Source organism: Agarivorans sp. QJM3NY_29, assembly GCF_050870835.2.
Classification (GTDB): Bacteria; Pseudomonadota; Gammaproteobacteria; order Enterobacterales; family Celerinatantimonadaceae; genus Agarivorans.
On sequence record NZ_CP194036.2, the window covers coordinates 4,323,181 to 4,337,538 of the forward strand.

Annotated in this window: 14 protein-coding genes and 2 pseudogenes; 9 read left to right on the plus strand and 7 right to left on the minus strand. The window is 44.2% G+C overall.

All coding sequences use genetic code 11. The features are described from left to right. Positions 1-242: 242 nt before the first annotated feature. Positions 243-809 carry an elongation factor P gene (gene efp / locus ACRRS0_RS19545; RefSeq protein WP_432455918.1) on the minus strand — a complete coding sequence of 189 codons (567 nt, stop codon included), beginning with the start codon at positions 807-809 and terminating at the stop codon, positions 243-245. 34 nt (positions 810-843) lie between these two features. On the opposite strand from efp, the gene epmB reads away from it, so the two are divergent. Both epmB and ACRRS0_RS19555 read left to right on the plus strand, forming a co-directional pair. After that, positions 844-1,866 carry an EF-P beta-lysylation protein EpmB gene (gene epmB / locus ACRRS0_RS19550; protein ID WP_432455917.1) on the plus strand — a complete coding sequence of 341 codons (1,023 nt, stop codon included), beginning with the start codon at positions 844-846 and terminating at the stop codon, positions 1,864-1,866. An 86-nt stretch (positions 1,867-1,952) separates the two neighbouring features. Then, entirely contained in the window at positions 1,953-2,267 is a 315-nt protein-coding gene (locus tag ACRRS0_RS19555; RefSeq protein WP_432455916.1) for a hypothetical protein, read from the plus strand. A gap of 219 nt (positions 2,268-2,486) precedes the next feature. Here ACRRS0_RS19555 and ACRRS0_RS19560 read toward each other — a convergent pair whose 3' ends face one another. Further along, positions 2,487-4,391 carry a putative bifunctional diguanylate cyclase/phosphodiesterase gene (locus tag ACRRS0_RS19560; protein ID WP_432455915.1) on the minus strand — a complete coding sequence of 635 codons (1,905 nt, stop codon included), beginning with the start codon at positions 4,389-4,391 and terminating at the stop codon, positions 2,487-2,489. Between the two features lie 11 nt (positions 4,392-4,402). Beyond that, complete coding sequence (locus tag ACRRS0_RS19565; protein WP_432455914.1) at positions 4,403-4,894, minus strand: molybdopterin-binding oxidoreductase; 492 nt, start codon at positions 4,892-4,894, stop codon at positions 4,403-4,405. 288 nt (positions 4,895-5,182) lie between these two features. Here ACRRS0_RS19565 and ACRRS0_RS19570 point away from each other — a divergent pair. Next, a pseudogene (locus ACRRS0_RS19570) lies at positions 5,183-5,372 on the plus strand (IS3 family transposase); the annotation flags it as partial. A 77-nt stretch (positions 5,373-5,449) separates the two neighbouring features. Here ACRRS0_RS19570 and ACRRS0_RS19575 read toward each other — a convergent pair. The 3 genes and pseudogenes from ACRRS0_RS19575 to ACRRS0_RS19585 form a co-directional block, all read right to left on the minus strand. Continuing rightward, positions 5,450-5,587 (minus strand): annotated as a pseudogene (locus ACRRS0_RS19575) (hypothetical protein); the annotation flags it as partial. A 330-nt stretch (positions 5,588-5,917) separates the two neighbouring features. Then, the gene (gene groL, locus ACRRS0_RS19580; RefSeq protein ID WP_432455913.1) at positions 5,918-7,573 is read right to left on the minus strand and encodes a chaperonin GroEL; all 1,656 of its coding nucleotides are present in this window, start codon (positions 7,571-7,573) and stop codon (positions 5,918-5,920) included. A 47-nt stretch (positions 7,574-7,620) separates the two neighbouring features. After that, complete coding sequence (locus tag ACRRS0_RS19585; protein WP_432455912.1) at positions 7,621-7,911, minus strand: co-chaperone GroES; 291 nt, start codon at positions 7,909-7,911, stop codon at positions 7,621-7,623. A gap of 327 nt (positions 7,912-8,238) precedes the next feature. Between ACRRS0_RS19585 and ACRRS0_RS19590 the strand changes: the two genes are divergently transcribed. Beyond that, a complete protein-coding gene (locus ACRRS0_RS19590; protein ID WP_432455911.1) occupies positions 8,239-8,421 on the plus strand; it encodes a hypothetical protein in 183 nt (60 codons plus the stop codon). A gap of 55 nt (positions 8,422-8,476) precedes the next feature. On the opposite strand, the gene ACRRS0_RS19595 is transcribed toward ACRRS0_RS19590, so the two are convergent. Continuing rightward, positions 8,477-8,959, minus strand: a complete 483-nt coding sequence (locus ACRRS0_RS19595; protein ID WP_432455910.1) for an FxsA family protein — start codon at positions 8,957-8,959, stop codon at positions 8,477-8,479. Between the two features lie 408 nt (positions 8,960-9,367). Between ACRRS0_RS19595 and ACRRS0_RS19600 the strand changes: the two genes are divergently transcribed. From ACRRS0_RS19600 to ACRRS0_RS19620, 5 genes are all read left to right on the plus strand, one after another. Then, the gene (locus ACRRS0_RS19600; RefSeq protein ID WP_432455909.1) at positions 9,368-11,155 is read left to right on the plus strand and encodes a protein-disulfide reductase DsbD; all 1,788 of its coding nucleotides are present in this window, start codon (positions 9,368-9,370) and stop codon (positions 11,153-11,155) included. Positions 11,156-11,265: 110 nt separating this feature from the next. Beyond that, positions 11,266-12,042, plus strand: a complete 777-nt coding sequence (locus tag ACRRS0_RS19605) for a substrate-binding periplasmic protein (protein ID WP_432455908.1) — start codon at positions 11,266-11,268, stop codon at positions 12,040-12,042. 171 nt (positions 12,043-12,213) lie between these two features. Then, on the plus strand, positions 12,214-13,110 hold the full coding sequence (locus ACRRS0_RS19610; protein ID WP_432455907.1) for a LysR family transcriptional regulator: 897 nt from the start codon (positions 12,214-12,216) through the stop codon (positions 13,108-13,110). A 70-nt stretch (positions 13,111-13,180) separates the two neighbouring features. Continuing rightward, the gene (locus tag ACRRS0_RS19615) at positions 13,181-13,555 is read left to right on the plus strand and encodes a DUF5522 domain-containing protein (RefSeq protein ID WP_432455906.1); all 375 of its coding nucleotides are present in this window, start codon (positions 13,181-13,183) and stop codon (positions 13,553-13,555) included. A gap of 150 nt (positions 13,556-13,705) precedes the next feature. Further along, a complete protein-coding gene (locus ACRRS0_RS19620; RefSeq protein WP_432455905.1) occupies positions 13,706-14,314 on the plus strand; it encodes a LysE family translocator in 609 nt (202 codons plus the stop codon). Positions 14,315-14,358: the final 44 nt, after the last annotated feature.

Consider the following 14,358-nt stretch of genomic DNA (forward strand, 5'->3'; position numbering starts at 1 on the left):
AGCTGGCAAAGATAATTTTCTACTAAGAAGCCAGTTTATTTCACTAGATGTATTTATCTTTGAAGGGCATCTAACAGCGCTTAAGGCAAGGTAAATTGTGCGCGGTTCATAAGCTATCAGCAGCAAGCACCACACCGTCCGAAATTTTTTCTAAAGCATTGAATACATTATATTTAAAGAGAAACAAAAAATATAAAAAAAAGGAGCATCAAGCTCCTTTAAATCCAACCTTAAGAAGGCTCTTATTTCACTCGTCCAACATACTCAGCACTACGCGTGTCGACTTTAACCACTTCACCAATTTGAATAAACAAAGGAACTCGCACCACGGCACCCGTACTCAGGGTTGCGGGTTTGCCGCCAGTACCAGCTGTATCGCCTTTAAGGCCAGGATCTGTTTCAGTGACTTCAAGCTCCACAAAATTAGGCGGAGTCACTGCAATAGGGTTTTCATTCCAAGTCGTAATAACGCAAAGATCTTGTTCAACCAACCATTTGGCTGTATCCCCAACCGCTTTTTCGTCAGCCGCAACTTGCTCAAAAGTATCATTATTCATGAAATGCCAAAACTCACCATCGCTGTACAAAAATGCAAGCTCGTGATCCATGACATCGGCGGCTTCCACCGACTCACCTGATTTAAAGGTTTTCTCCAATACTTTTCCGGTTAACAGACGACGCAGTTTAACTCGGTTAAACGCCTGCCCTTTACCGGGTTTGACAAACTCGTTTTCCAAAATTGCATAAGGCTCGCCGTCGAGCATTAATTTTAGCCCGCCGCGGAATTCACTGGTACTATATGACGCCATTTAGTCCTCTACATACAAGGTTATTTCAAATTCAATGCTGCGAATAATAACGCGAAACGACTCAACTGTGCAGGTTAATTGGCAAAAAGAACTTGCAAATGCAGTAACAGATCCCAAACAGCTGTTGCAATACTTAGATCTGGACCCTGAAAATTACCAGCAACACTTCGCTGCACGTAAGTTATTCCCGGTACGAGTCCCCTTGAACTTTGTGAAACGGATGCAAAAAGGTAATCCAGAGGATCCGCTGCTACGTCAGGTTATGCCCTGTAGCGATGAGTTTCTCGACAGTCCAGGATTTAGCATCGATCCTCTCGGAGAACATCAAGCCGCGCTTCCCGGTCTATTACATAAATACACAAGCCGAGTGCTATTTATTGTTCGCGGTGGTTGCGCGATAAACTGCCGCTATTGCTTTCGCCGTCATTTCCCTTATCAAGATAACAGTCCTAACAAAGCAGGTTGGCAACAGGCACTTGAATACATTCGCCAAGATAGCGGAATTAATGAAGTCATTTTTAGTGGGGGCGATCCGCTAATGGCCAACGACCATCAACTGGCTTGGTTAATTAAACAACTAGAACAAATTCCACACCTTAAACGTTTACGGATCCATAGTCGTTTGCCGGTTGTGATCCCTTCTCGCATTACCGATGAATTGGTAACATTACTTGCAAGTTCTCGCTTAAGGTGCATCGTGGTAAGCCACATTAATCACCCCAACGAGCTAAACCAAGAACTCAGCCAAGCATTTTTAAAATTGCACGATGCTGGGATTTGCTTACTCAACCAAGCGGTATTGTTGAACGGGGTGAACAACGATGCGCAAGTCTTAAGTGAGCTAAGCGAAGCCTTATTTGCCGCACATATCATGCCCTACTATTTATTTTTATTGGATAAAGTCTCGGGTGCGGCCCACTTCGACGTTGACCAAGCGCAGGCGATTGCTATTATGCAGCAACTTTATCAAAGACTGCCTGGATTTTTGGTTCCACGACTCGCTCGCGAACAAGCCGGAAAAGCCAGTAAAACACCGATAGACATCGGCTTAGATTAAACAAAAACAGTGCTCGCTTTGTTGAATAGGCACATTTTAGTGCTTCAAGCTAAGCTATATTAAACACCAAGATAGTGATAAAACTCATGGATAAAACCAAGCTCATTAAACAGATCCAGCAAAATTTAAAAGATATTTACCACAAAGCCATTGATGCAGATGAACTGCTTAAGCAACAACAAGAACAAGGAAAAGCAAAGTTTAGCGCCCTCTTTAAAGAAAGTTTATTTAAACTGCAGCATCGGCATTTTCTACCTTATGTTGAAGAGCTTGCCAGTGACTTAGTGTTATTACAAGAATGCGAAGACGACGAACATTTTGTGACTCAGCTTAAACTCATCGTCGCCAAACTCGAACAACTACATAGCTTACTTGCAAAATTTAAATTCCTTACTCATTAGAGCCGTTCGCACTTTTCTGGGCATCATGGTTAGAGACAGAACAAGTTACATGTGCAGCCCCTCGAAATCAGCTAAGTCAGTACTGCTAGTTTTACCTAGGCAAGAAGTTCTAGGGCCACTTAAAATCGCACTTATAACAAGTGGCCCCATAATTTACATGTGATCTGCATGGCTTTAGCTCAATAAACTAGCCATAACAGTAAAACCAATGAGCGAGGCTCAACGGTCTGCCGTAAAATCATCACCTAAGTTAGCTTGAAACCGTTCTGCTGGTGCCCAATCCGCGAAAGCCGCACCTAATACAAAAACGTCTTTGGTTATCGCTTTTAGGTGGGCTAAATGTTGTTCATTATCAACTGCCGATACGATCAACTTCACCCCTAAACGATTCGCAAACAACACTGTCGCGGTCAGTAATGGTTGTTCATCGACAGCGCTTAAAAGCTCAGACATCAGAGACTCCGCTCCCCGTAAATATTGCACCGGAAGATGATTCAGTAATTCAAGAGGACACTCTGCACTGCCAAAGTTGTCTAACGACAAACTCACCCCTATCCGACGTAATTCACGGATCGCTTCCACACTATCCAATAACATATGTTGATTACTATCGATAATATTGATGATCAAGCGATGGGGTAAGATCCGACTCTCAACCAAGACTTTATTCACCAATACTAAAAAATCGTTATGGAGCGTACTGGATGAAATAGAAACCGCTAGCTGCAAGTTAGCACTATACTCATGTTGCCAAAGCTTCAACTGTTGGGTCGCTTCTCGAAGCACCCATGACTCTAAAGCCACCACACAACCACAGGCTTGTGCAAGCTCGAGCAATTCAGTTTGTTTGACCATCCCATAGACTGGGTGCTGCCAACGCACCTGAACTTCAGCACCAACAACCTGCAATTTAGACAAGTCAACGATTGCTTGATAAAACAAACAAAGCTGATGCTGCTCCAATGCCTCTCGTAGCTGACTCAGCAACAATTGTTCTCGCTCTTGAGCTAATTGCATCTCCCCTGCAAAAAACTGCCAAGAACTCCCACGCGACTGCTGCTTTGCCAAATACATCGCGGTATCGGCCTGACCCAGTATCGTTAACCAATCATAGTCATTCTCTAGCGCTAAACTAATGCCGATACTGGTTCCCACAAAACATTCTCGCCCTTTTAAAGACATCGGTTTTTCAATTACTTCAATTAAGCGCTGGGCAAAACCAGCGCTATCCTCTTGCAAACGCACTCGCGTTTGCACAATCGCAAACTCATCGCCTCCCAAGCGGACCGCAAAATCACACTGGCGCATTTGTCCCTGTAAACGCTGCCCGACCAAATTTAAAATCTGATCGCCGTATTGATGACCATAGCTATCGTTAATGCCTTTGAAGCCATTCAAATCCATCACCATAATGGCGTAATCACGACGATTGTTTTCCAAGCTAGTAATAAACTCGCGTAAACCAGCCCGATTAGGCAAACCCGTTAAGATGTCATGATTCGCTAAATAGCGATTCAAATGATTCTCTCGAACAATCCAAATAATCAAGATCGAGCCACAGATCAGTAAAGCACCAATCGAAAAAGACAGAATTAATTGCAACTGCAGTAAGCGAATATCCGTTTTATAATCAAATTCGCTATTACGTTGAAATTCTTTATTCACAAGAGAGTTGAGAGGTGTTGAATAAGACTTCAGGCGCTCCACCAAGCGTCCAAGTTTGGTATTATCGGGAGTAAAGGCTTGCAATAAAGGCTCAATTCGCTGGATCTCTTTAAATAGCTCTCTGACCAACTGAGTGGCATTTTGATCGCTTTGAAATCCGGCAGTTTCCTCGCCTTCCAAAAGCACAGGGATCCGACTCCATAGGATGTCATAACGCAACATCAGCTCATCTTTCTCTATCCCTCCCAAACGATAAAGCCGCAATGCGCTAATAAAGCGCCGGTGTTCGCTTTGCAACTGCACCACTGACCAAGAGGTGGTTGATTTAGGGGACTCTAATAAACGAATAATATGGCGTAGCTGGTAAACACAAACCAATGCGCTCACGATAAACAGCATAATCACCAATGATAGTAAAAAGCTCTTATACTGTTTGGGTAATCGAAGTAACCAATTCACAAGTCAGCAACTCACTTAACAATAATTTTGCGTAATTGCCAAATCATAAAATCATTATATGGCATTTGTAACAGCTCTGGATGCTGATCAATCGGTAACATTAACCATAGCGGGCCTTTCTCGCGCACTCGCATAAGATGTTCGTTATCAGACCAAGCTAAGATTGGATCAAACTGACTGATATCGGAAAAATCAATTTCCACCTCATAGTCATTTAAGGCAACCATGATCAAGCGAGTCGACTCCGCGCCAACAAGCTCAAGTATGTCCGCCACTCGAGGGCCTCGATAATGGTGACGACTTTCAACCCAAGGATTACGCGTCACGATAGAGTATTGCGGTAAGTCCTGTAACATCTTTAAATCAAAATCAGCAGCGCCTTGATTGTTACCTTGTGTAATGGCACCAGCCAGAGTCAATACCGGTGGGCCATTCGGTTTGGCTAAATCAGCAGACACCATCACTGAGTACAACAACATACTTAATGCCATCAGATATCGCATAACTCGTCCTCCTTAACGTGCTTGGTAATGCGCTTACAATATGAACTGTTTTAGCCTGACAATCCACACAGGCCGCAGTCATCGTACCATTGAGTATGGATGAACAATACTCAATAAAAAAGGCAAGCCAGCCCCTACTGAAGATTATTCATTGTTTTCCAGCAAGCGGGAGCAATGCACCACGACACAAAGTAAAATTAGCTAAGGTTAGCGCGAGTTAGGTAAACACTTATGTAAAGAGGCCTTTAAGATGAGTGAGTATAGCACTCAAAGCTGATAGGTAAGTTTGATAACTTATTAAACCAGAACTTAAATCTTGTTACAGCTAAGCAAGTTTGGACAGCACAGGAGAGGCAAGCTATTTAAGCGCAGATGAAACTTGGATGTCCTCGCTCTGGTCATCGATTTGTATTCCCGCCGTGTCGTTGCTGGGCATATTGATAAACGCATGACGATTGACTTGGTGATCTCCTCCATTTTCATTTTTTTAATCATCGCATAGACACTATCGCCAGTTTCCTCCTTGAATAAACGAGTGAAATGGAACTTCGACAAATGGCAATAGCGCGCTACATCTTCTACTTTTAATTCATTCTCAAGGTTATCAACGATGTAATCTATTCCTCTATTTACATATTTGTTTTTAATTTCCACCGGCTCTCCAAGAAAACAGTCTATTAAACTACGACGCACGCGATTAGTGACTTAGCAATATACCGCTAGCAACAAATAGAAAGAAGCGTTTCTTGAAGAAAGCAATACAACAGCAAATAGTATAAAAGGGATCAAATATAAAAGGCTCCCTCAGCAACTGAGTCAATTTATTTGACTTACTCAACATGCTTTAAGATACCTTCTGTTACCCACAGGCCGCTGGGCATTGCTAGTTCATTCTTAAAGCTTTCACTCCAGGGCACCCAGCCTTTGAAAGAGCAAAGACTTAAGAAACAAAAAAGCCCGTAAAGCAATGCCTTACGGGCTTTCTGAAACTTTATGAGTTTCTATGGATAGCTGGCGCTATGATTACATCATGCCGCCCATACCGCCCATTCCACCCATACCGCCCATGCCACCCATATCAGGTGCACCAGCAGCTTTATCTTCAGGCTTATCAGTGATCATGCACTCAGTGGTGATCATTAAGCCTGCAATCGATGCAGCGAATTGAAGGGCACTACGAGTCACTTTAGTTGGGTCAAGAATACCCATTGCTAACATGTCACCATATTCACCAGTACCAGCATTGTAGCCGTAGTTAGCTTCACCTTCTTTCACGTTGTTACATACCACTGATGATTCATCACCTGCGTTATCAACGATTTGACGAAGTGGGGCTTCCATCGCGCGAAGCGCAACACGAATACCAACGTTTTGCTCTTCATTATCACCTTTAAGGTCAATAATTTTAGCCGCAGCTCGAACCAACGCAACACCACCACCGGCAACCACACCTTCTTCAACCGCAGCGCGAGTCGCATGTAGCGCATCTTCAACACGCGCTTTCTTCTCTTTCATTTCAACTTCAGTCGCAGCGCCCACTTTAATCACGGCAACACCGCCAGCAAGTTTAGCAACACGTTCTTGAAGTTTTTCACGGTCGTAGTCAGAAGAGGTATCTTCAATTTGTTGACGAATTTGTACAACACGTCCTTCAATCGCAGCTTCTTCACCTAAACCATCAATAATGGTGGTGTTATCTTTAGTAATCACTACACGCTTAGCGCTACCAAGATCTTCTAAAGTCGCTTTTTCAAGTTCCAAACCAACTTCTTCTGAAATCACTGTACCGTTGGTTAGGATCGCAATGTCTTGTAACATCGCTTTACGACGGTCACCAAACCCAGGGGCTTTTACTGCTGAAACTTTCACAATACCACGCATGTTGTTAACAACTAGTGTGGCTAAGGCTTCGCCTTCAACATCTTCGGCAATAATCAGTAAAGGTTTGCCCGCTTTCGCCAAAGCTTCTAACAATGGAAGTAACTCACGGATGTTAGAAATTTTCTTATCAGCCAATAAAATGTAAGGGCTATCTAGCTCTACGCTGCCATTTTCTTGGTTATTGATGAAGTAAGGAGACAGGTAACCGCGATCGAACTGCATTCCTTCAACAACGTCTAGCTCATCAGTCAGAGCTTGACCTTCTTCTACAGTAATAACGCCTTCTTTACCTACTTTTTCCATTGCTTCTGCAATGATATTACCCACGGTGGTATCAGAGTTAGCAGAGATAGTCCCAACTTGAGCAATCGCCTTAGTATCGGCACAAGGTGCAGACAAGTTTTTAAGCTCAGCCACAGCTGCAACAACAGCTTTGTCGATACCGCGCTTCAGATCCATTGGATTCATACCTGCGGCAACGGCTTTTAGGCCTTCGTTAACGATACACTGCGCAAGTACAGTTGCAGTAGTTGTTCCATCACCAGCGGCATCATTGGCTTGAGAAGCAACTTCTTTCACCATTTGAGCGCCCATGTTTTCAAACTTATCTTCTAGCTCAATTTCTTTTGCAACCGAAACACCATCTTTAGTGATAGTCGGTGCTCCAAAAGATTTGTCTAAAACAACATTACGACCTTTCGGACCTAAAGTTACTTTTACTGCGTCTGCTAGAATGTTTACGCCCGCTAACATTTTGCCGCGAGAATCATTACCAAATAATACGTCTTTAGCTGCCATGATTTTTTCCTAAAATGAGTTCTGTTTTCTCTATCGAAAAAGGGAGATTATTCTACAATTGCAAGAATGTCTGATTCAGACATAATCAATACTTCTTCACCGTCAACTTTCTCAGTTTTAGTGCCGTAGCCTTCGTTAAATATAACGGTGTCACCCACTTTTACATCTAGGGCAAGTAACTCACCATTTTCTAGCATACGACCTTTACCTACAGCGAGTATTTCGCCACGGCTTGATTTTTCTGCTGCAGATCCTGTAAGCACGATGCCACCAGCTGATTTACTTTCTTGATCTTTACGTTTGATGATAACGCGGTCATGCAACGGACGGATATTCATTGCGATCTCTCCTTTAAAAAAACAATCGTGTTTTGTTCATGTATATGTAACTCAGAGTTACAAACTTAATCTTGCAAATAAGATGGGGGTCGTTAGTTGCGCATACAAGGGGGGATAGAAAATTTTTTATTTTTTTATCGAAAAAATATAACTGAAATCAATCTGAAAACATTTTCATCGACAAGTTGTACAAAAAACGCTTGAATTTAAGCTGAAATTTGAGCAGGATCACACCGACTGGTCATACAAAACATCATTTAACACAAAACTATAACAACTTAATAACAACCAGTTCAGTTTATTAGCGTAATAACGGGAGCACTAAGCATGCAGCCAATTTATATTGCCTTCGAGCGTTTAAGCGGTTTCTTTTCTAAAGAAAAAACCGTCTATGTACCTTTTCAAGGTAGCGTAGCAGAAGCGGAAGAACATCTTCGCTCCGACGAGTTTGGTAGTTTTTTGTCAACGAGCATGGGGATGAACCCTAGAGTCGTAACCACTAAACACTAACATCGATTGCTCAACCAAGCATACTCAAAAATAAGGGCTATAAGCCCTTATTTTTTTAATCATCTTTTCTTTCGAACTCACCTTCAATCACATTTCCAGACTTGTCGACATCTTTGATATTGGCTGGCCCCGTTTCTTGTTCTTGCCCAAAGTCTGGTGATTGATTTCTCATGGTTTGCATTTTTAATAGTTGCGATTTCAAAAATCGAGCCGCCAAAGCTGCGCGTAGTGGCGGGAACAATAACAATAAACCGAAGAAATCAGTAATAAATCCCGGCATCACCAACATCACGCCAGCAACAATCAGCATCAGGCCTTCAAACATTTGTTGCGCAGGTGTTTCGCCTCGCTCCATCGCCGCTCGTGCTTGGAAGGCGGTTTGTAAGCCTTGACTACGAACTAAAGAGGCTCCGACGACTGCGGTGAGGATCGTCAATCCAATCGCAGGAAGCGCTCCCATCAAACTACCCACCTTAATTAGTACAAAGATTTCAGCGTATGACAGACCCGCAAATAACAAAAAAATATATAAAAACAAGGGAGAAATCCTCTTCAAATGGCAAAGCACTAAACAATGCTTTATCTGCTAAGACTAAAATATGGGGAGCATCAGCGCAAATTTAAAGGCTGTCTGCTTGATATCGTCAGTGCTATTTATCTTGAATGATACACATTATTACGCTAAGAAATGAATACCTCGAAAAATGAACAAGCCACATTTATAAAACCAATCAGCAAAATGCAACGATTTCGAACAAAATCCTCAGCAAGCAAAAAAATCAGGGTTTGTGTTATTATTTTGTCGCAACTGAGGTCTGTCTATCATGAGTCGTAAAAAAGTACTTCCAAGACCGATGCTCTCGTAAGTATTGATTGAACGGCATACTGATTTTCGGATGACCTTTATAGGGTTGTATATTGATTAGGGAGCGAGAAAAGACCTCACATGGCAAAACGAATTTTTATCATCATACTGGCATTTTACTTCAGCTCTACACTGCATGCCGAAAGTCTGCTTAATCAATTACCAGGACTCAAGCCTTCGGTGACGAGTAATGCAGAAGAATTCTTGCCCGTCGATAGTGCCTTTGCCTTTAATTTTCTAGAACAAGATGGTGGCTTGCAACTTAACTGGCAAGTGGCCCCTCACTACTATCTTTATCAGCGGCAATTTAGCGTGAAGGTCAATGATAAGCCAATCGAGCTCAGTCACTACTTACCTCAAGCACAGCCCTATGATGACCCCTATTTTGGCCAAGTGCAGATTTACCCACAGGATGTGAGCTTCACCATCCCACTCGCACAACTCGGCGATGCCTCTCGCATTGAAGTCAGTTATCAAGGCTGTGCAAAAGCCGGTTTATGTTATCCACCGCAAATCAAAGAAGCCTTTCTTAGCAATCATATCGAGCCATCCACCACAGTTCCTGTAGCGCAAGCAACGCCAAGCCCCTCCGGCCTCAAGGTAAGTGAGCCGATTAGCCAGCAATGGGTATTGGCCGAGCGACTCACCAACAACAACATTTGGTTGAATATATTACTCTTCTTTATTTTGGGGCTCGGTTTAGCATTTACCCCCTGCGTTTTCCCCATGTACCCTATTTTAACTGGGATTATTGCTGGCCCGGGTAAACAACTTAGCACTCAGCGCGCTTTTCGCCTATCTTTGGCGTACGTGCAAGGCATGGCGCTCACCTTTACGAGCTTAGGTTTAGTGGTTGCCAGTGCTGGCCTACAGTTTCAAGCCGCGCTACAACATCCTGCTATTTTGGCTAGTTTAGCATTGTTATTTGTACTATTAGCCCTGTCCATGTTTGGCGTTTTTACCCTACAACTCCCCGGTCGCATCCAACAAAAACTCAACCAGCTCAGCCATCAGCAACAAGCTGGCTCTCTCTCCGGTGCTGCTATCATGGGCATGATATCGGGTTTAGTGGCGTCTCCTTGCACTGCTGCGCCCTTATCAGGGGTTCTCATTTATGTGGCACAAACAGGGGATCTCGCGCTCGGGGCTCTGATCCTTTATAGTTTAAGTCTTGGTATGGGCCTGCCCTTACTGTTACTAGGCGCCAGCAGTGGCAAATTATTACCCAAAGTCGGCGCTTGGATGGTACACGTGAAGACCTTCTTTGGAGTGATGTTATTAGCCGTAGCTATTTTGCTATTGGAACGCTTTATTCCCGAATCACTCGTTCAAGGGCTATGGCTGTTGCTGATTCTCGGGGCCAGTGGCTATTACTACCATCAAAATCGGCTGAGCCCGCTCAGCCCTTGGCAAACACTGCGCCAATTACTGCTTCTTGGTTGCATGCTGATTAGCCTATTGTGGGCCAGCCAAACTTGGTGGCATGAAGCGCCCAATATGCCACAGGGGAAATTTATTCAAGTGGCTAATTTGCAGGAAATGCAACAGCAGCTCGATTTAGCCGCGGCCCAGGCAAAACCAGTACTAGTTGATTTTTATGCTGACTGGTGCACCGCCTGTAAGGCCTTTGAAAAAGAGACTTTTAGTGATCCATTGGTCGCTGCACAGCTCAACAACATGGTATTGCTACAAGCCGATGTCACAACAACCGACGCCACTTCGATCAAATTACTCACACATTACCAAGTATTAGGCTTGCCCACTCTGCTATTATTTAATGCAAGCGGAGAAGAGCTACAGCAAGCGCGCATCACTGGATTTATGAACGCCGAAGCTTTTAATGCGCATTTACTGCTAAACGGCTTATAAATTAAGCTAAATGAGCAGCACAACAGCCCCGTAATGATCCGTAATTGCAGTGCAAGGGCTGTGGCGCTGGCGTAAACCAAAAGGCCGGCGCACAAGTAACAGGATGGTATATGCGCATAAAATTACTCCTTTTGATATGGCTATGCTGTAGCAATATTGCGCTGTCTGTCGCCACTGACAAACCAGGCATGCTACTGGTAACCGAGGAATGGGCTCCGTTTAATTACCAAGAAAATGGCAAACTGGTAGGCTTCTCTACCGAAATAGTAGCAGGCATCCTCAAGCTACTGAACGAAGACTATCAGATCCAACTGCTACCAAGCCTGAGGAGCACCCGCGTCCTTAATTCCCGTCCTCAAACCATGATGTTTTCGCTGTTTCGCACCCCCAGCAGGGAACAGCAATACAAATGGATTGGTCCACTCAGTGACGGCAGCATTTACTTCTATAAGCGCAGAGGCCATCGCATTCCTGTAGACAGTTTAGCCGACCTTAAACGCGTCAAACGTATTGCGACTCGCCATCAAGGCATCATCCCCAGTCTGTTATTAGAGCAGGGCTTCGAGAACCTTGACATGACAGCCACCAGCAGCATGCAGGTGTATCAGAAACTCCTGCTAGGGCGCGCAGATATTGCCATAAGCGATACCGACTTAGGGGTAAGCCATAACATGCGTATGCTGGCCGTCGATATGCGGCGCATCGAGAAAATACCGATTCAGGTATTTCGCTCCGACTTATATATCGCCGCTCACAAAGACCTGCCGGATAGTGAAATTCAGCGCTGGCAAGCCGCTCTGGACACCCTAAAAGCCAACGGTAGTTATCAAGCTATTTTTGATAAGTACATGCAAACAAGCTTAGCAACCTCTCGCCCTACTCAGTGACTGTATATTTATTTTGGCTGATGCCGTCAGGGGGCAGTCAGCTGCTTGCTTGAACAAACCAGGCGCGTGACAAGCAGCCCTAGCGAGCCACTCATTGGCGGAATTCAAGCGCACTATACAGCGAACCGCGAGCCAGTTAAGCTAAGCCCCCATCCCTACTTGAGGCGACCTATGCAACCTGGAAGAATTAATTTAAACCTGCTCAGTGCCTTATATTATCTGTTGCAAGAACAAAGTGTGACTCGTGCAGCCGAAAAAATGCACCTGAGTCAATCAGCCATGAGCAAGCATTTAGCCAAATTACGCGATGTTTTTGGCGATCCCCTATTAGTTCGGGTGCAAGGACAATTACAAACCACGCCTAAGGGCCTTGAATTAAAAGCACAAGTAGCCCCGTTATTAGATTCAGTAGAAAGCCTGTTGCATCAACAAGCCTTTGAGCCCAGCCTTTGCCAACGTACTTTTTGTATTGCAACCTCTGACTATGTCAGCGAACATTTATTACCCAAAGTCTTAAGTAAAATTTACCAGCAAGCCCCCCAACTCAATGTTGAACTATGTAACTGGGACCACACCACCAGCCGTTTATTACATAGCGGTGAAGTTGACCTAGGTTTAACCTTGCCACCACAAGATAGCAGTGAGTTGCACGCCATCACTTTAGGCAGCGATCATCTCGTCTGTTTGATGCATAAACATCATCCTTACCTCGATATCAGTTCGCCCAGCGCAGCCGATTATTGCCGTTATCCACATGCAATCATCACCACTGGCGCCGATAAAAACTCGCAAATCGACCGTTACCTCAATCAACAAGGTTTACAACGGCAAATACAGCTCAAAGCTTCATCGTACTTCGCCACCCTGCAGATCTTAACCGAGACTCGTTTCATTCTAACCATGCCAGCCCAAATTGCTGAGCAGTTAATCAAACAACGTCCGCTAGCGATTGTCGACTTACCTTTTACTGCGAGCGGCTTCGACTACTCACTGATTTGGCACCATCGTAACCATCACGATCCCGCCCATAGCTGGTTTAGGCAGCAACTACACCAAGCAATGACTTAGCCCAGAGAAGCCGTTAAGCTAAAACAAGCCACTGGGCCACATTTATAAGTTAATCGAGTAGAGAACAGATATGAGCCAGCACACTTGTCCCGGCTGTGGACAAGCCCTCAATTGCAGTGCCGACAAAAATTGCTGGTGTATGAAGATGCCCAGTATCTTGCCAGTGAGTGCCGATTTAAGTGAGCAAAGCTGTTATTGCGCCCCTTGTTTGGCTAAAAAACTCAGCCAAAAACTAGACCAATTATGCCAAACCATGCCACACCATGAGTTATTAGCCTTAGCTCAACGCTACCAAAATAATCAAAGCCCGCTACAGCAGCACATCGATTATCAAGAAAAAGACGGATTAATGGTGTTTAGTGCTTGGTATCATCTAAAGCGAGGCAGTTGCTGTGGCAGTGGCTGTAGAAACTGTCCCTATCCTAAGCGCCAACGGCCAAAATAAATACCCAGCCAACACCAACCCTCTAAGCCTCACCAAAGTATTCCAAAATGGAATACTTTAGATAGCAATAATTCCATTTTAATATTTCACTTAAGTTCTTACACTAGCCGCTGTTTCATCTGTAGCTCTTTAATTGCAAGGATTAATCCGGTGTTCGAAGCCTTAAGTGCATTATTATTAATTAACCTACTCGGCATGCTCAGCCCCGGCCCAGATATGGTGATGGTGCTTCGCCACGCGACCCAAAGTAAGCGCCAAGCCAGTCTATGTGCATGTGGTGTGTTATTAGGCTTTAGCATTCACATTTGCTTCGCTATCGCGGGTTTATCACTGCTCATCCAACAATCCCCGCTACTATTTGAAATCCTGCGTTGGAGTGGCGCAGGTTTCTTGATCTTCATCGGTCTTAAAACCCTACTCAGTCGCCCGCAAGGACTTAAAATTGGCAAAGCTTCACAGCCCCAGGCGGGTAAAAAAGTCATCCTGAGTGGCATTGCCTGTAATTTGCTAAATCCTAAAATTCTGGTCTTTGTGGTTAGTGTCTTTAGCCAGTTTATCGGTCGCGAGACCGCGTTTAGCGACAAGTTGATTTTGGCTGCCGCCTTACTACTCGAAACCAGCCTGTTGTGGTGTTTGTTGGTACATTTGTTATCTCATCATCGAGTACAAATGAAACTGCAGCGCTACCAACAATGGGTTAATCGTTTTAGCGGTTCAAGCTTACTCGGGATGGGAACTTTGCTCGGCCTTCACAGTTAACCAGTAAGCAAATTGAATCCACAAGCGCTTGGTGCTATGGTCAA